This is a genomic window from Streptomyces sp. NPDC046349 (genome assembly GCF_055587885.1).
The window spans coordinates 198128-214321 of the sequence record NZ_JBVJFK010000009.1 but is presented as its reverse complement, the minus strand read 5'-3'; the positions used below and the strand labels follow the sequence as shown (position 1 = coordinate 214321).

General features: G+C 73.5%; 15 protein-coding genes. 5 read left to right on the top strand and 10 right to left on the bottom strand.

Annotated features, from left to right (window positions below):
• Positions 1-80 precede the first annotated feature (80 nt).
• A complete protein-coding gene (locus ACZ6JS_RS22405; protein WP_469300252.1) occupies positions 81-848 on the bottom strand; it encodes a DUF72 domain-containing protein in 768 nt (255 codons plus the stop codon).
• 142 nt (positions 849-990) lie between these two features.
• On the opposite strand from ACZ6JS_RS22405, the gene ACZ6JS_RS22400 reads away from it, so the two are divergent.
• The gene (locus ACZ6JS_RS22400; protein WP_469300251.1) at positions 991-1689 is read left to right on the top strand and encodes a UdgX family uracil-DNA binding protein; all 699 of its coding nucleotides are present in this window, start codon (positions 991-993) and stop codon (positions 1687-1689) included.
• Positions 1690-1726: 37 nt separating this feature from the next.
• On the opposite strand, the gene bla is transcribed toward ACZ6JS_RS22400, so the two are convergent.
• Both bla and ACZ6JS_RS22390 read right to left on the bottom strand, forming a co-directional pair.
• The gene (bla, locus tag ACZ6JS_RS22395; RefSeq protein WP_469300249.1) at positions 1727-2629 is read right to left on the bottom strand and encodes a class A beta-lactamase; all 903 of its coding nucleotides are present in this window, start codon (positions 2627-2629) and stop codon (positions 1727-1729) included.
• Positions 2630-2797: 168 nt separating this feature from the next.
• Positions 2798-4045 carry a saccharopine dehydrogenase family protein gene (locus ACZ6JS_RS22390; protein ID WP_469300247.1) on the bottom strand — a complete coding sequence of 416 codons (1248 nt, stop codon included), beginning with the start codon at positions 4043-4045 and terminating at the stop codon, positions 2798-2800.
• Positions 4046-4159: 114 nt separating this feature from the next.
• On the opposite strand from ACZ6JS_RS22390, the gene ACZ6JS_RS22385 reads away from it, so the two are divergent.
• Positions 4160-4891 carry a TetR/AcrR family transcriptional regulator gene (locus ACZ6JS_RS22385; protein ID WP_469300246.1) on the top strand — a complete coding sequence of 244 codons (732 nt, stop codon included), beginning with the start codon at positions 4160-4162 and terminating at the stop codon, positions 4889-4891.
• Positions 4892-5257: 366 nt separating this feature from the next.
• Here ACZ6JS_RS22385 and ACZ6JS_RS22380 read toward each other — a convergent pair whose 3' ends face one another.
• A complete protein-coding gene (locus ACZ6JS_RS22380) occupies positions 5258-5791 on the bottom strand; it encodes a hemerythrin domain-containing protein (protein WP_469300245.1) in 534 nt (177 codons plus the stop codon).
• A 151-nt stretch (positions 5792-5942) separates the two neighbouring features.
• Between ACZ6JS_RS22380 and ACZ6JS_RS22375 the strand changes: the two genes are divergently transcribed.
• Positions 5943-6209: a DUF4235 domain-containing protein gene (locus tag ACZ6JS_RS22375; protein WP_469300244.1), complete on the top strand. Its 267-nt coding sequence runs from the start codon at positions 5943-5945 to the stop codon at positions 6207-6209.
• Between the two features lie 136 nt (positions 6210-6345).
• Here ACZ6JS_RS22375 and ACZ6JS_RS22370 read toward each other — a convergent pair whose 3' ends face one another.
• From ACZ6JS_RS22370 to ACZ6JS_RS22350, 5 genes are all read right to left on the bottom strand, one after another.
• Complete coding sequence (locus ACZ6JS_RS22370) at positions 6346-6588, bottom strand: DUF6296 family protein (protein ID WP_469300242.1); 243 nt, start codon at positions 6586-6588, stop codon at positions 6346-6348.
• A 121-nt stretch (positions 6589-6709) separates the two neighbouring features.
• Entirely contained in the window at positions 6710-7300 is a 591-nt protein-coding gene (locus ACZ6JS_RS22365) for a copper chaperone PCu(A)C (protein ID WP_469300241.1), read from the bottom strand.
• The gene (locus ACZ6JS_RS22360; protein ID WP_469300239.1) at positions 7300-9648 is read right to left on the bottom strand and encodes a heavy metal translocating P-type ATPase; all 2349 of its coding nucleotides are present in this window, start codon (positions 9646-9648) and stop codon (positions 7300-7302) included. Before ACZ6JS_RS22360 ends, ACZ6JS_RS22365 begins: the two co-directional genes overlap by 1 nt.
• The gene (locus ACZ6JS_RS22355; protein ID WP_469300237.1) at positions 9645-9893 is read right to left on the bottom strand and encodes a hypothetical protein; all 249 of its coding nucleotides are present in this window, start codon (positions 9891-9893) and stop codon (positions 9645-9647) included. The genes ACZ6JS_RS22360 and ACZ6JS_RS22355 overlap by 4 nt, the downstream gene beginning before the upstream one ends.
• 153 nt (positions 9894-10046) lie before the next feature.
• Entirely contained in the window at positions 10047-11453 is a 1407-nt protein-coding gene (locus tag ACZ6JS_RS22350) for a short-chain fatty acyl-CoA regulator family protein (RefSeq protein ID WP_469300235.1), read from the bottom strand.
• Positions 11454-11842: 389 nt separating this feature from the next.
• On the opposite strand from ACZ6JS_RS22350, the gene aceA reads away from it, so the two are divergent.
• Positions 11843-13132, top strand: a complete 1290-nt coding sequence (aceA, locus tag ACZ6JS_RS22345; RefSeq protein WP_469300233.1) for an isocitrate lyase — start codon at positions 11843-11845, stop codon at positions 13130-13132.
• 463 nt (positions 13133-13595) lie between these two features.
• Here aceA and ACZ6JS_RS22340 read toward each other — a convergent pair whose 3' ends face one another.
• Positions 13596-14543 carry a methionyl-tRNA formyltransferase gene (locus ACZ6JS_RS22340; RefSeq protein ID WP_469300232.1) on the bottom strand — a complete coding sequence of 316 codons (948 nt, stop codon included), beginning with the start codon at positions 14541-14543 and terminating at the stop codon, positions 13596-13598.
• A 273-nt stretch (positions 14544-14816) separates the two neighbouring features.
• Here ACZ6JS_RS22340 and ACZ6JS_RS22335 point away from each other — a divergent pair, with 273 nt between their 5' ends.
• On the top strand, positions 14817-16178 hold the full coding sequence (locus ACZ6JS_RS22335) for a lysine N(6)-hydroxylase/L-ornithine N(5)-oxygenase family protein (protein ID WP_469300230.1): 1362 nt from the start codon (positions 14817-14819) through the stop codon (positions 16176-16178).
• Positions 16179-16194 lie beyond the last annotated feature (16 nt).

The window sequence follows — 16194 nt, the reverse complement described above, 5'->3', positions numbered from 1 at the left end:
ATCCTTGATCTGTGCGCCGGTTGACGGCAGCTCCGTCGGAGCGCTGCGCGCGGGGAGCGGCGGGGAGGCCCCGTCCGGCCTCACCCCCGCCGAGCGGGTGCGGCTCCGCGACCTCCTCGCGCGGGGGACGACACCAGCCGGATGAACGCGCGGGCGTCGGCCACGGCCGCCCCGCCCGCGTCGTTGTTGAAGTACGCGAAGACGTCCGAGCCCGTCGGCCAGGTGTCCGCGATCCGGGACGCCCAGGTCCGCAGGGCCGTCCTGCCGTACCGGGGGGCGGGGCGGGCACGGCCCTCGTGGAACCGTACGTACCCCCAGTCCGCGGTGCGCCACAGCGGGGTCACGGGCCGAGACCCGCGGTCGGCCCAGCACAGGGCCGCGCCGCGGCCGGTCAGGACCGAGCGCACGTCCTGCGACCACCAGGACTCGTGCCGGGGTTCGACCGCGACGCGCGTTCCGGCCGGGAAGCAGGCGAGGCACGCGTCGAGTGCGGCCGGGTCGGCCCGCAGGGTGGGCGGCAGCTGGAGGAGGACCGGTCCGAGACGGTCGCCCAGGGAAGCGGCGTGCGCCATGAGCCGGTGCACCGGCTCGGCGGGCTCGCGCAGGCGTTTGACGTGCGTCAGGAAGCGGCTCGCCTTGACGGCCATGACGAAACCGGGCGGTGTGCGCTCGCGCCACCGGGCGAACGTCTCGGGTGACGGCAGCCGGTAGAAGGCGTTGTTGCTCTCCACGGTCCGGAAATGACCCGTGTACTCCTCCAGCCACAGGCGCTGCGGCCGGTCCGGCGGGTAGAGGACACCCGACCAGTCCCGGTACTGCCACCCGGAGGTGCCGACGTGCACGGTCATGCCATCCGCCTGCCCTGCACGAGGTCGGGCACACCTCGCCGCCCCGGTTTGAGGTGGGGCTCCCGGGGCAAAAGCCGACTGCCGTCCCGCGGTCCCGACTGCGGGACGGACCAGGAACAGCGCACCGGGGCGGTGGTGGCCGATGGAGACGATCCCGAAGGCCGTTCCGGCCGCATCCGACGGCGACGCCGGGCAGCACTACGACGCCACGCCCTATCTGCCGGCGCGCGGCGGACTGCCGGCCCTGCGCCGCGCGGCGTCCGGATGCCGGGGGTGCCCCTTGTTCCGTGACGCGACGCAGACGGTCTTCGGCCGGGGCCCGGCCCGTGCGCGCCTGATGCTGGTCGGGGAGCAGCCCGGCGACCGGGAGGACCTGCAGGGGGAGCCCTTCGTGGGTCCGGCCGGGCAGTTGCTGCGCCGGGCGCTGGACGAGGCGGGGCTCGACGGCGAGGAGGCGTACCTCACCAACGTGGTCAAGCACTTCAAGTTCACTCCCGCCCCGCGCGGCAAGCGGCGCATCCACAAGGCTCCCAGCCTGCGCGAGATGACCGCCTGCCGGCCCTGGCTCGCGCGGGAACTGCGCCTGGTCGCACCCGAGGTGCTGGTGGTGCTCGGCGCGACGGCGGGCAGGGCTCTGCTGGGGCCCTCGTTCCGGGTCGGCGAGCAGCGGGGGGTCCTGCTGCCGATGCCGGCCCTCGACGGCGAGGAGCCGGGTACGGCGTCGGCCGGGCAGCTGCTGGCGACGGTCCACCCCTCGGCGGTGCTGCGGGCCGACGACCGTGAGGCCGCCTTCGCGGGCCTGGTGGCGGACCTCTCGGTGGCCGCCTCCGTGCTGGAATGACCCGCACGGAGGCGGCGGGCCCGCGAAAGCGAAGCCGTCAGGAGAGGGCCGCCGCCAGTGCCTCCGCGGCCTTCGCGACCAGCGAGTCCTCGCGCGGCGCGGAGGAACCGGGCTTGGCGGTGAGCACGGCCAGCTCCACGGGCGGCCGCCCGGGAGGCCAGGCGATGCCCACGTTGTTGTTGGTCCCGTACGACCCGGCGCCCGTCTTGTCCCCGATCACCCAGTCGCGCGGCAGGCCCGCGCGGAACCGGTCGCCGCTCGTGGTGTTGGACAGCAGCCACCGCGTCAGGAACTCCCGATGGCGCGGGGCCAGTGCGTCACCGAGCACCAGGCGCCCGTAGGTGCGTGCGATGGCCCGTGGGCTGGTCGTGTCGGTCACCCGCGACGGCTCGGCCGAGTTCAGCTCCGGCTCCCAGCGGTCGAGCCGCGTCGTACGATCCCCGACGGAGCGGCAGAACCGGGTGATCGCCGTGGGCCCGCCCAGCTCGCGGAGCAGCAGGTTCGCGGCGCCGTTGTCGCTCTGGGCGATGGCCGCCGAGCACAGTTCGGCCACCGTGAGCCCGCCGGCGACGTTCTCGGGCCGCCCGGTCACCGAGCCGCCGCCCGCGGAGGTGACGTCCTGCTGGGTGTAGTGGATCCGCCGGGCGAGGAACTCCCCGTCACGGTCCAGGTCCCGCATCACGGCCGCCGCGGCCGGCGCCTTGAACACCGAGCACATGGGGAACAGTTCATCGGCCCGGTACAGCACCGTGCGGCCCGTCCCGGTGTCCCGGGCGTACGCCCCCACCCGCGCGCCGTACTCCCGCTCCAGCGCGCGCAGCCGCCGGGCGGCCTCGCCGCCTCCGCCGGGCGCGGCCGCCCGGGCCGTGCCAGCCGGCACCGCCGCGGTCAGCGCCACCCCCGCTCCCAGAGTCAGTACGGCACGACGGGTCTGTTCCACGTCGCCTCTCCTCTCCCTCGACGGTCACGTGGCGGCGAAGACGCCAAAGGTGATCATTGCGGTTCCCGTCGGGCCAGCGGCGCGGCCAGGCCGTGGTCCTCCGCGCGGCGCGTCCACCCGGGCCCTCGGCGGACGTGCCGCGCGGAATGCGGCCGGAGGCCGACCGGGTCAGCGGCCAGGCGCGGGGGCGGTGCCCTGTTCGCGGACGCCCCAGGGGGAGCCGTACTCCGTCAGCAGGTCGAGGAACGGGACCGGCGGCAGCGCCTCGGGTCCCAGGACGCCGGACCCGGACCACACGCCGGTCGCGAGCAGTTCGAGGGCCACCACCGGGTTGACGGCGGTCTGCCAGACGACGGCCTGGGAGCCGTACTCGCGCATCGACCACTGGTTGTCGACCACGTGGTACAGGTACACCTCGCGGGGCAGGCCGGCCTTGGTGCCCTTGACCCAGGTGCCGGCGCAGGTCTTCCCCGTCATCCGGTCCCCGAGGCTCGCCGGGTCCGGCAGGCAGGCGGCGACCACGTCGCGCGGCGAGACCCGGACCTCGGCGCCGTCCTCGCCGCGGACCGGGACCCGGACCGTGGAGTCCAGGCCCAGCGCGTGCAGCGCCTTGAGCTTGCCGATGAAGTCGTCGCCGAGTCCGTACTTGAACGTCACACGCCGGGCGCCGATCCAGCGCGGCACGAGGAGGACCTCCTCGTGCTCGACGTTGACGCACTCGACCGGCCCGATGCCCTCGGGGAAGTCGAAGACCTCCGGCTCGCTGAACGGCTCGGTGGTGAACCAGCCGCGCTCGCTCTCGTACACGACGGGAGGGTTCAGGCACTCCTCGATCGTCGTCCAGATGTTGAAGGACGGGGCGAAGTCGTAGCCCTCGACGGCCAGGTCCGCTCCGTCGCGGATGCCGATCTCCTCGATGTCGTCGAAGAGCTCGTCGGCCGCGTAGCGGGCGAAGACGTCCGACAGTCCGGGCTCGACACCCATGCCGACGAGCGCCAGGCGGCCCGCTTTCTCCCAGTCGGCGGCCTGCTCGAACTGCTCGTCGCCGAGCTTGAGGCCGCACTCGCTGTGCGGACGGTCCGGGTGCGGGCGGGACAGGGACATGGCCATGTCGACGTAGTGGCTGCCCGCCGCCAGCGCCGCGTTGAACAGGGGCATCACGAAGCGCGGGTCGGTGGCGTTCATCAGCACGCCGCACGCGTGCTCGGTGAGCAGCCCGGTCACCGCCGCCTCGTCGGAGGCGTCGACGCGGCAGGCGCTGAAGCGCTGCTCGTCGGCGCCCAGGGCGGCGACCGCGGCCTGCGCGCGGGCCAGATCGTAGTCGGCGACGACGATGTGGTCGAAGAAGTCGCGGCGGGCGGCGATCTTGGTGATCGCGCTCCCGACACCGCCGGCACCCACAAGCAGCACACGCATGTCCTGGTCCTCTCTCGGTGAAGCATCCGCCTCAGGGGGCTGATGGAACCGGGCTCCACGGGTTAAGGTCAATGGTGTTGGCATAAGGCCGGGACGTTACGGAGGCGGGCGGCGATGGCGAAGGACGTGGTCCCCGAGGAGGCCCGCAGGAGGCGGCGACCCACCCGCCGGGGGACGGTGCTCTCGGAGAAGCTGATCGTCGAGACGGCGCTGCGGATGGTGCGGGAGCACGGCAGCGCGGGCCTGTCCGCCCGCCGGCTCGGCGCCGCCCTGGGCGCGGACCCCAGCACCCTCTACCGGTACTTCGAGGGCATGGACGGCCTCACCCTCGCCATCGGCGAGGAGCTGATCGGGCGGGCCCTCGCCGGCTGGTCCCCGACCGGCCGGTGGCGCGACGACCTCCGCGCCCTCGGGCTGCGCATCCACGGTGCCTACCTCGCCCACCCGCAGGCCGCCCTGCTGACCGCGAGCCGGGTGACCGGCCGACCGCGCGAGATCGCGGCCGACGAGGCGATCCTGGGTATCCTGCGCGGTGCGGGGTTCGGCGACGAGGATGCGGTGCGGATCTACCACGCCTACATCGACCAGAGCCTGGCCTTCGCGGCCCTCGACGCGGGCCCGCTGGCCCTGTCCGCCGACGCCCGGGCCTCGGACGAGGAGCGCTGGGAGTCGACGTACGCCCGCCTCCCGGCGGACGCGTACCCGAACATCGCGGCCACCGCCGGGCTGCTGGCCGCCCGTATGACGCACAGCGCCTACCCGGTCGCGCTGGAGATGCTGCTGGACACGGCGGAGCGGCAGCTGGCGGACGGGGGCGCCAGGGGCGGTGCGGTGGCCGGGGCCTGAGGCGGGGACGGGGTCCGGGGCCTGAGGCGGGGACGGGGTCCGGGGCCCGGGTGCGCAGGCCCGGCCGCCGGGGTGTGCCGGGCGACGCACACCCCGCTCCTCGCCCCGGGTGCGCTCCCGGCGATCCTCACCGCCGCGTACCACCGGCGCCGCCGGACGGACGGTGCACCGGCTGCCGGCCGGCCCGAAGCCGGACAGCCGGTCCTCGGGCCGCTGACCGGCCCGAGGGCCGTCCTGCGCCGGCCGGCGGGGCGATCGGCCGGGCGGCGCCGGCGCGGGATCGGGCGGCCGGAACGGGCGCCGACGGCAGCGGCGGCGACGCGAACGGCCCGTGACGCTTCGTTTCTTGGTTCCCGGGCTACCGAGCTACCGGGCGCCGCTGCCCGTGACGAGGTCGCGGGCGCGGTCCACCAGGCCGATGCCCGGGGCGGCCGCCGGCGGGGCGTCGGGGGAGCGGGGTGCGCGCATCTTCGCGCGGCGGATCCGGTCGCCCATCCACTCCAGGGCCTCCTGTGCGCAGCTCTCCCGCAGGCGCGGGAAGAGGTTCTCCTCCTCGTCCCAGACGTGCGCGGTGACCTCGGCCCTGAGAGCCGCGACGAGCTGGTCGAACTCGGGTTCGTCGGCGTCGAGCCCCTCGAGGTCCTTGAGGATCTTCTCCATCCGGGCGTGGTCGGCGATTTCCCGGTCCGCGATGAGATCGCCGTCCGGGAGCACCTCCCGGAGGGTCGGATAGAGGTGTTCCTCCTCGGCGACCGTGTGCCGGACGAGCTCGATCGTCAGCCGCTCCGCGGCCGTCTGCCGTTCGGCGGCGGGGGCGGCCTGCTCGATGATGTCGAACGTCTCGTCCATCTCGCGGTGGTCCGCGATCAGTTCGGTGATGACGTCGACTGCGTGTGCCATGGCGAAACTCCGTCCGTCGGGGATCGGCGAGGCGACCGGCGCGGACCGCCGGCCCGTTTCGCGTCTGCCCGGTCCCGCGGACGTTAGCCGCGTACGGGACCGGGCAGGCGCAGGGGGAAGAACCGCACCCCGAACCGTGGAGGAGCTACCGATGAAGGCCTCGACCGTCGCGTACAAGCCCGTGGGGATGGCGCTCGGCGCCCTCGGAGGCGCGCTGGCCGGCATCGCGTTCAAGCAGGTCTGGAAGCGGCTCGGCCACGAGGACGACGCGCCGAACGCCACCGACGAGGACCGGACGTGGCGGGAGGTCCTCATCGCCGCGATCCTGCAGGGTGCCGTGTTCGCCGCGGTCAAGGCGGCGATCGACCGGGGCGGAGCCGTGGCCGTCAGGCGCCTCACCGGCACCTGGCCCGACTGAACGACTGAACCGCTGCTGACCACGGGATCAGAGCAGGTGAGGAGGCGGAGGACGCCCGCGACGGCGGCGCCGGGCTTCCGTCGGACAGCGGAACGCGTGGCGGCGACGATCGCTCCCACGGTGGGGGCGACGTCCGTCAGGTCACCGGCCGGGCCCGCAGCACGCGGGCCGGCTGCTGGCCTCCGCCCGTCGCCAGTACCCGTACCTCACCGCCGCTGCTGATCTCCGCCCGGACGATGCCGGTGGCGTCCTCGTAGACGGGGTGACCTCCCGGTCCCGCCGCGCTGGTCCGGGTCATCCGGACGACGTCCTCCCCGACCCCGTCCGCGGCCGCGAAGACCACCTCGTAGGCTTCCGCGTTCCCGTGCACCGTACTCATGGCCGACTCTCCTGCCCTGACGACTGCCGTTCGCCGGCGGGTGGCCGACTTCCCACCTGCCACGCTAAGCCCGGCCCGCCGCTCTGTCCTGGCCGACGGCGGGGCCGGCGCCCCGCACGGCTCAGCTGCCGGGGCGCACCACGAACGCCACGGCGTCCACCGCGCCGCTGCGGCGGAAATGCAGGACGAACGGGATGACGTCGCCCACCTTGCGCCGGGTCTTCACCCTGACCATCAGGTCCAGGGTGCTCGGCGTCATGTGCACAACAGCTCCCGCCGGGATGTTCGCCGAGGGCACCGCGCGCTTTGCGTCGCCGCCCTCGCCGGCGCGCTCGTGCCGGTTCAGGGTGATCTCGTCGGCGGCCGGCGAGGTCACCGAGACCAGCTGGTCGTCCGATCCACCGGTGTTGGCGATCCGGAAGAAGGCCGCGGTGCGCTCCCTGCCGGCGTACGGGAGGAAGACCTGCCCCACGCCGACGTCGATCCGCGCCGGGCTGCCCGCGGCCCCCGCCCTGGTCCACGCGGTCAGCGCCACCAGCATGGCCATGCAGGCCATCACGGGAACCAGGGTGGCGAGGAGCCCGTCGCGCAGGCTCCGGCGGTCCGGCCCGCGGACTGCCGCCGCCTCCGCCGCCCGGGCCGCGGCACGGCCCGCCGTCCGCCGCACCGCCGTGCCCACCGAGCGGTGCACCGTCCGCAGGAGTTCGTCCATCACCGGGATGCCTTTCCGACGGAGGTGACCGGGCGCTTCGGCGAGGGCTGCCAGGTGCACAGACGCAGGCTGTTGGCCACGACGAGGACCGAACTGGCGGACATGGCGGCCGCGGCGAGCATCGGGCCCAGCAGTCCCACGGCAGCCAGGGGGACGGTCACCGCGTTGTAGCCGAAAGCCCAGACCAGGTTGAGCCGGATCGTCGCCAGCGTGCGGCGGGCGAGGCGGACCGCGTCGGCGACCGCCTCGATGTCACCCCGGACGAGGGTCACGTCGGCGGCTCCGATGGCCACGTCCGTACCGCTGCCCATCGCGATCCCGAGGTCCGCCTCCGCCAGGGCCGCGGCGTCGTTGACCCCGTCCCCGATCACGGCCACCCGGCGACCCCCGCTCCGCAACTCCCGTACCAGCGCCGCCTTGCCCTCGGGGCTGCAGTGGGCGTGGATCTCCGCGATGCCGAGCTCGCGGGCGACGGACCGTGCGGTGGCCTCCCGGTCGCCGGTGGCCAGCACCGGCTCCACCCCGAGGCGCCGCAGCCGGTCGACCGCCCGGTAGCTGCCCGGCCGCAGGACGTCGCCGAGCGCGATCAGAGCCTCGTCGAAGCCGTCCACCCGCACCAGGACCGGGGTGAGCGCGGCGGCCTCCGCCTCGGCCAGCGCCTGTGCCAGCGATGCGGGCAGGCCCTCGCCCGGAGTGCGTACCTCCACCCTGCGGCCCTCCACGATCCCCGTGACGCCGCTGCCGGGCACGGCCAGGAAGCCGGCGACCCCCGGCAGGGGGCCCCGGGACGCCGAGCGCCGGGCGTACGAGGCGACCGCGCGGCCCAGCGGGTGCTCGGAGCCCTGCTCCACCGCTCCGGCCAGCCGGACCGCCACGTCCCCGCCGATCCCGCCGGCGGTCTCCGTGACACGTACGACGGACATGTGGCCCGTGGTGAGGGTGCCGGTCTTGTCCAGGACGATCACGTCGACGTGCCGCAGGGCCTCCAGCGACTGCGGCCCCTTGACCAGGATGCCGAGGCGGGCACCCCGGCCGGTGGCGGCCATGAGGGCGGTCGGGGTGGCCAGCCCCAGGGCGCACGGGCAGGCCACGACGAGGATCGCGACGGCCGCGGTGACGGCCGCCTGCGGATCGGCTCCGGCGCCGAGCCAGAAGCCGAGCACGGTGACCGCCAGGGAGAGCACCGCCGGGACGAAGACGCCCGCCACCTTGTCCGCCAGGCGCTGCGCCCGCGCCTTGCCCGCCTGGGCCTCGGTGACCAGGTGCGTGATCCGGGCCAGCCGGGTGTCGGCGCCGACCGCGGTGGCCTGTACGAGGAGAAGTCCCCCCATGTTCACGGCGCCGCCCACCACAGCCCGGCCGGGGCCCACCTCGACGGGATCGCTCTCCCCGGTGATCAGCGACAGGTCCAGGGCCGAGCTGCCCGACACCACGACGCCGTCGGTGGCGACCCGCTCCCCGGGCCGGACGACGAACCCCTGGCCCGGCACGAGCTCCTCTATGGGCAGCAGGCGCTCCCGGCCGTCCTCGCGGACGGTGACGTCCTTGGCGGCCAGCCCTGCGAGGGAGCGCAGCGCCGCACCCGTACCGCGCCGGGCCCGCGCCTCCAGATGGCGGCCGGTCAGTACGAAGAGGGGGACGGCGACCGCCGCCTCGAGGTAGACGTGAGCGGCCTCCGTACCGGCCGAGGGGAGGAGGCTGAACGGCATCCGCATGCCGGGTTCGCCCGCGCCGCCGAGGAACAGCGCGTACAGGGACCAGGCGAAGGAGGCGATGACTCCGAGCGAGACGAGGGTGTCCATGGTGGCCGCCGAGTGCCGCAGGCCGCGGGCAGCCCTCAGGTGGAACGGCCAGGAGCTCCAGACGACCACCGGGGCGGCCAGGACCAGGCACAGCCACTGCCAGTGGCGGAACTGCAGGGCGGGAGCCATCGACAGGACGAGGACCGGCAGGCAGAGCAGGGCGGTGATCAGCAGGCGTTCGCGGTCCTGGCGGGCCTCCTCCCGCGTCCGGCCGGCGGGATCATCCGGGTCGTCCGGATCCGCAGGAGCGGTCCGACGGCTCGGAGCACTGGGGCCGGTCGCCGTCCCCGGTGCCGCCCGTGGCACGGGCGGCGGCACCAACTCCGTCTCGTAGCCCGCCTTTTCGACCACCGCCAGGAGCTGCGCGGCCGTGACGCCCGCCGGGTGGTGGACGCGGGCCCGGCCGGTGGCAAGGTTCACCGAGGCCGTCACCCCGTCGATGCGCGTCAGCCGTTTCTCCACCCGGTTCACGCACGCCGCGCAGGTCATGCCGCGGACGACGAGGTCGGTGGTCACCCCGGCGACCGTGCCTCCCTCCGCCGTCATCGCCCGCCGCCGTTCATGCCGCCCATGCCGCCGTTCATGCCGCCCATGCCCCCCGGCTCGGCGGGCCCCGAGTCGCCGACGGTGCTGCGCAGGCCGGGCGCCACCGGACCCGCGGCGGACCCGACCCCGTACGCGAGGGCGAACACCGCCAGGAGCAGCACCACGAACCCGGTGAGCGCCGGGGGAGGCCCCCACCGCCCCGTGGACGCGGGAGCCTGGCCTGCGGACTGCTGTTCTTCGGTCATCGACATTCCCTGATCCGAGGATTCGCTCACGGGGTCGGCGCCCCGCCGGTTCCGCGCAGGTGGTCGGATGCGGTCCCCGCCCGGTTCCCGCGAATCTCCGCGCACTGCGGGGACCTCCGGGGATCTCCCGCCGGTCTCCGGCCGGTCGGTCCTTCAGCCCTTCCCGGGGGCCACGGGGTAGGGGACGAAGGTGCTGCTGTTCTCGTCGACCGCCAGGGCGCGGCCGAGCGGCGGCACCGCCCGCTGGGGGCAGTCGAGCCGTTCGCACAGGCGGCAACCCATGCCGATGGGGGTCGCGGCGGAGACGTTGCCCAGGTCGAGGCCGTCGGAGTAGACCAGCCGGGAGGCGTGCCGGATCTCGCAGCCGAGGCCTATCGCGAAGGTCTTGCCGGGCTCGCCCCAGCCGCCGCGGTGGCGGGTCACTGCGCGCGCGGTCCACAGGTACCGCTGCCCGTCGGGCATGGCGGCGACCTGGACGTGGATGCGGCCGGGCGCGGCGAAGGCCTCGTAGACGTTCCACAGCGGGCAGGTGCCGCCGGCGCGGGAGAAGTGGAATCCGGTGGCGGACTGCCGCTTGGACATGTTCCCCGCCCGGTCGACCCGTACGAACGAGAAGGGCACCCCCCGCAGTCTGGGGCGTTGCAGGGTGCTGAGTCGGTGGCAGACGGTCTCGTAGCCGAGACCGAAGTGGTCCGCGAGCCGCTCGATGTCGTACCGGAACTCCTCCGCGGCCGCGTGGAAGGCGCCGTACGGAAGGATCAGCGCCGCCGCGAAGTAGTTCGCGATGCCGATCCGGGCCAGGCGGTGGGCGGGGGAGTCCTGCGGGAAGTCCTCGGCGGCCAGCCGGTCCAACTCCGTCCCGTACTCCAGCAGGGCGAGCTGGGTGGCCATCCGGAACGCCTGCTGGCCCGGCCGCAGCCGCCCGGACAGGTGCAGGATGCGCGCCCCCGCGTCGAAGTGGTGGAGGCGGTCGGAGCCGGCCGCCAGCCGGATCCCGTGCCGGCCGGCGAGCCGGTCCGACAGCGCGCGCAGCACCTCCCCGCGCCGGACGCGGATTTCCCGGGCGAGGTCCTCGGCGGCCAGGTCGAGGTCGTGCAGGTAGTTCTGCCGCCGGTAGAAGAACTCGCGGATCTCCTCGTGGGGCGAGCGCGGTGCCGCGCCGGCTGCTCCGTCCCTGCCGTCCGTCGTCTCCGCGAGCCGCTCCGCGAGCAGTTGGCTGCGCCGGCCCAGGTCCAGCAGCACGGACGCGACGGCCGGCATCCGCCGGGCGAGCTCGGCCAGCTCCGAGGGGGACACGCGGGCCTCGGCGACCTCTCCGGCGAGGGCCTCGCGCAGGTCGGCCACGAGCCGGCCGGTGTCCCGCTCGGAGAAGAAGCCGGGGTCGACGCCGAAGGCCTCGGTCAGCCGGAGCAGCACGGGGACCGTCAGCGGGCGCGAGTCGTGCTCCATCTGGTTGAGGTAGCTGGGCGAGATGCCGAGGACCCTGGCCAGTTCCGCCTGGCTCATCCGGCGTTCCTCGCGCAGCCGCCGCAGGCGCGCCCCCGCGTACGTCTTGCCCACCCGCGCCCCTTCCCTCGTGCGGCCCCGCGGCCGGGCTCCAGAGTATGCGCGACCGCACCGCCATCGATCTTTGCAAACGTGGCAGAAGACGGTCGGAAGATTCACAGAACTTGGCAAACGACACCCCTTGATGGCACTGGGTGCCAGTGTCAGAGTCGTCGTGCGGCCCGCCGGACCCCGGCGGCCGAGACGGACGGGCGGGGCGCGATTCACGCACCGATGTCGGAGATTTCGGCAGTCCGCACTCGGCTGCCCGGCGCATTGCTCAGCTCCACCCACAGTGGGGTCCGGCGGCCGCGCCCCAGGCACCCAGGCACACAGTGCCAATGCTTTGCCGTGCCCGGCGGCAGCGTTGGCAGCTCAAGCGACTCACGGAGACGGTGACGGTCATGGCAGACGCGAAGGCGACCACGGCAGCGGCACGGCAGCTCGAGCAGTGCTGGTCCGGCGACCCTCGATGGGCGGGCATCGAGCGCACCTACACGGCCGAGGACGTGGTGCGGCTCTCCGGCAGCGTCCGGGAGGAGCACACCCTGGCCCGACGTGGCGCCGAGCGGCTGTGGAGGCAGCTCCACGAGCTCGACTACGTCCACGCCCTCGGCGCGCTGACCGGCGGGCAGGCCGTGCAGCAGGTCCGCGCGGGCCTCCAGGCGATCTACCTCTCCGGCTGGCAGGTGGCCGCCGATGCCAACCAGGCCGGCCACACCTACCCCGACCAGAGCCTGTACCCCGTCAACTCCGTGCCGCAGGTGGTGCGCCGCATCAACAACGCCCTGCTGCGCGCCGACCAGATCGCCACCGCCGAGGGCGGCGGCGACCCGACGGACTGGCTGGCGCCGATCGTCGCGGACGCCGAGGCCGGCTTCGGCGGCCCGCTCAACGCCTTCGAGCTGACGAGGGCGATGATCGCGGCGGGCGCGGCCGGCATCCACTACGAGGACCAGCTCGCCTCCGAGAAGAAGTGCGGCCACCTCGGCGGCAAGGTCCTCGTCCCGACTTCGCAGCACATCCGGACCCTCAACGCGGCCCGCCTCGCGGCCGACATCGCGGACACCCCCACGCTGATCATCGCCCGCACCGACGCGCTGGCGGCGAACCTGCTGACGAGCGACGTCGACGAACGGGACGCGCGCTTCACCACAGGGGAGCGCACCGCCGAGGGCTTCCACCGGGTGCGGAACGGCATGGCTCCCGTCATCGCCCGCGGCCTCGCCTACGCCCCGTACGCCGACCTCGTCTGGGTGGAGACCGGAACCCCGGACCTCGCCCAGGCCCGCGAGTTCGCCGAGGCCCTCCATGCGGAGTTCCCCGGGAAGATGCTGGCCTACAACTGCTCGCCCTCCTTCAACTGGAAGGCCGCCCTCGGCGACGACCAGATCGCCAAGTTCCAGCGCGAACTCGGCTCCATGGGCTACAAGTTCCAGTTCATCACCCTGGCCGGCTTCCACTCCCTCAACCACGGCATGTTCGAGCTGGCCCGCGGCTACGCCGACCACGGCATGACGGCATACGTCGACCTCCAGGAGCGCGAGTTCGCCGCCCAGCAGCACGGCTTCACCGCGGTCAGGCACCAGCGGGAGGTCGGCACGGGCTACTTCGACCTCGTCTCCACCGCCGTCCACCCGGCCTCCTCCACCACCGCCCTCGCCGGCTCCACCGAGGAGGAGCAGTTCCACTAGCCGGGCCCGGCCCGGGAGCCGGCCGGCTGCCCGCGTCCGGCTCCCGCACCCGGCCCCGCCCCGCCCCTCCGCTCCCGTCCAGCCTCCGTCAGGAGAGCGCATGTCCACCCCCGCAGCCTCGCAACGGGTCCCTGGTCCTCGCGGCACCGGGCGAACGCCGCCACGAGGAGCTGCTCGCCGTCCTCGACGACCGACGCGGAAGCGGGCAGGGAGCCGGGCTGCGCCGGTTCCCCACGTACGACCGGAGCCGATGAGGGGCTCCGGTCCCCGCCGGGCTGAGGGGCCCGGCGGCGCGCGGTGAGCGGGGGTGCGGCGCAGTGGTGTGCGCCGTACCCCCGCGGCGCGCCTCCTCCCGTACGCGGGCGGCGGCCACCCGGCACCCGGGCAGTGGCTCAGGGCGGCCGCCTGCCGCATCGTCGCCGCGCCACCGGCCGGGGCGTCGGCGCGTCGGGGGAGATCGCGCTCAGGGGCGGGCGGTCAGGTATCCGCCCATGGAGGTGAAGTACTCGGCCGCGGGCAGCTCGCGTCCGTCCTCGGTCCGCACCCGGGTGATGGCCAGCCCGTGGTTGCGGCCGTAGCGGGCGTCGGCGCCCGCGACGATCACGACGCCGTCGCCCTCGCGGTAGAAGACACGGCCGGGCGTGCCGCCGTACCGGCCCTGTGACACGGAGGCGGCCAGAACCTCGATCCGCCTGCCCCGGTGGAAGGTGAAGGCGCTCGGATACGGCTCGGACTGGGCTCGGACCAGGCGGTCCAGCTCCTCCGCGGACCAGGTCCAGTCGATGCGGCTGTCCTCGACGGAGCGCTTGTGGAAGAAGCTGGCCTGTGAGCGGTCCTGGCGGACGAACTCCCGCTGACCGGAGGCGATGAGGTCGAGCGCGCCGACCGTGACCGGCGCGATGAGGTCGACGGTGCGGTGGAAGAGGTCGGTGGCGGTGTCCCTCGGCCCCACCGGTACGGCCTCCTGCCGCACGATGTCGCCGGCGTCGAGCTCGTCGTTCATCATGTGCGCGGTCACGCCCACTTCGGTCTCGCCGTTGATCAGCGCCCAGATCAGGGGCGAGAAGCCGGCGTACTTCGGCAGCAGCGAGTCGTGCACGTTCAGGGTGCCGTGGCGCGGGAGGTCGAACACGCGCGGCGGGAGCCAGGTCCGCCAGTTGTTGGCCACGATGATGTCCGGGTCCGCCTCCTTCAGGCGCGCCAACAGCTCCTCGTCGTCGGGCCGGTTGCGGAGCAGTACCGGGACCCCGTGCTCCTGCGCGAGGTCGGCGACGGAGTCGCTCCAGATCTTCTCGTAGACGTGCTCGCTCTTGGGGTGCGTCACGACCAGGACCACGTCGTGCTCGGAGTCCAGGAGGGCTTGCAGGGTGCGGTGCCCCCAGGTCTGGTAACCGAACATGACGACCCGCATGGGGTTCCTCCTCAGAGCAGGCGGTTGGCCATGTCGAGTAAAGCAAGGCTTGCCTAAGCGTGCAATGGCCCCCATTTACAGGGGAGTTGAAGATCACTCGGAAGGGTGACCGTCCGTTTTGCCTATCGACAGTGTCCTCGGAATGAGCTTAGCCTTGCCTAAGTCTCATGGTCATGGCTTCGTCGGCGTGCCCGGTTTCCGTGCTCGGCGGAGCCCGACCCACGGCCGCGCGTCCCCACGGCGCGGTGGCCGCCCTCGCAGGATGGGAGTGACATGGCACAGGTTCGTCCTGGCGAAGCCCCGGTGGTCCACGACCTCATTGGAATCGGCTTCGGGCCGTCCAACGTGGCCATGGCCATCGCGGTCAGCGAGCACAACTTACGCGTCGGCGGCCGGGAAGTGGTCAACGCCCGTTTCTTCGAACAGCAGCCGCGCTTCGGCTGGCACCGCGGGATGCTCATCGACGACGCGACCATGCAGGTGAGCTTCCTCAAGGACCTGGTGACGCTGCGGAACCCGGCGAGCGAGTTCAGCTTCCTGTGCTACCTCAAGAGCAGGGGACGGCTGATCGACTTCATCAACCACAAGAACCTCTTCCCGCTGCGCGTGGAGTTCCACGACTACTTCGAATGGGCCGCGGACAAGGTCGACGGCATGGTCTCCTACGGCCACGAGGTCGTCGGCGTCACGCCGGTCGCCCGTGACGGCGTGGTGGAGCACCTGGACGTCACGGTCCGGTCCGGTGAGGGGCTCGCCCTCCACCGTGCCCGCAACGTCGTCATAGGCACGGGCCTGCGCCCCTTCATGCCGGACGGTGTCGAGCGCACCGAGCGCGTGTGGCACAACTGCGACCTGCTGACGAAGGTCGACGGCCTGGACGGCGCCGCCGCCCCCTCCCGGTTCATCGTCGTCGGCGCCGGGCAGAGCGCCGCCGAGAACGTCGCCTACCTGCACCGCCGTTTCCCGAAGGCGGAGGTGTGCGCCGTCTTCTCCCGCTACGGGTACAGCCCCGCCGACGACAGCGGATTCGCCAACCGGATCTTCGACCCGGATGCCGTGGGCGAGTTCTTCGCCGCGCCGGAGGACGTCAAGCGCCGGCTCATGGACTACCACGGCAACACCAACTACTCGGTGGTGGACATCGACCTGATCGACGACCTGTACCGCCAGATGTACCAGGAGAAGGTCCTGGGCACCGAGCGGCTCCGCTTCCTCAACGTCTCCCGGCTGACCGGCGTCCGGGAGACCGAGGCGGGAGTCCACGCGACCGTGCGGTCCCTCGTCACCGGTGAGGAGACCGCGCTGGACGCGGACGTCGTGGTCTTCGCGACCGGGTACCGGCCCGCCGACCCCCTCGGTCTGCTCGGCGAGGCCGCCGAGCGGTGCCTGCGCGACGACGAGGGGCGCGTCCGGGTCCAGCGCGACTACCGCATCGCGACCGACCCCGCCCTGCGCTGCGGGATCTACGTACAGGGCGGGACGGAGCACACCCACGGCATCACTTCCTCCCTGCTGTCCAACACCGCCGTCAGGGTGGGGGAGATCCTCGACTCGCTCCTCGGGCGCGGCCTGAAGTCCGGTCCCGACGAGGCCCGTACGCTCGCCGGGGGCACCGGCAGCGCGGCCGCCCGCTGACCGGCGCCGATCCACT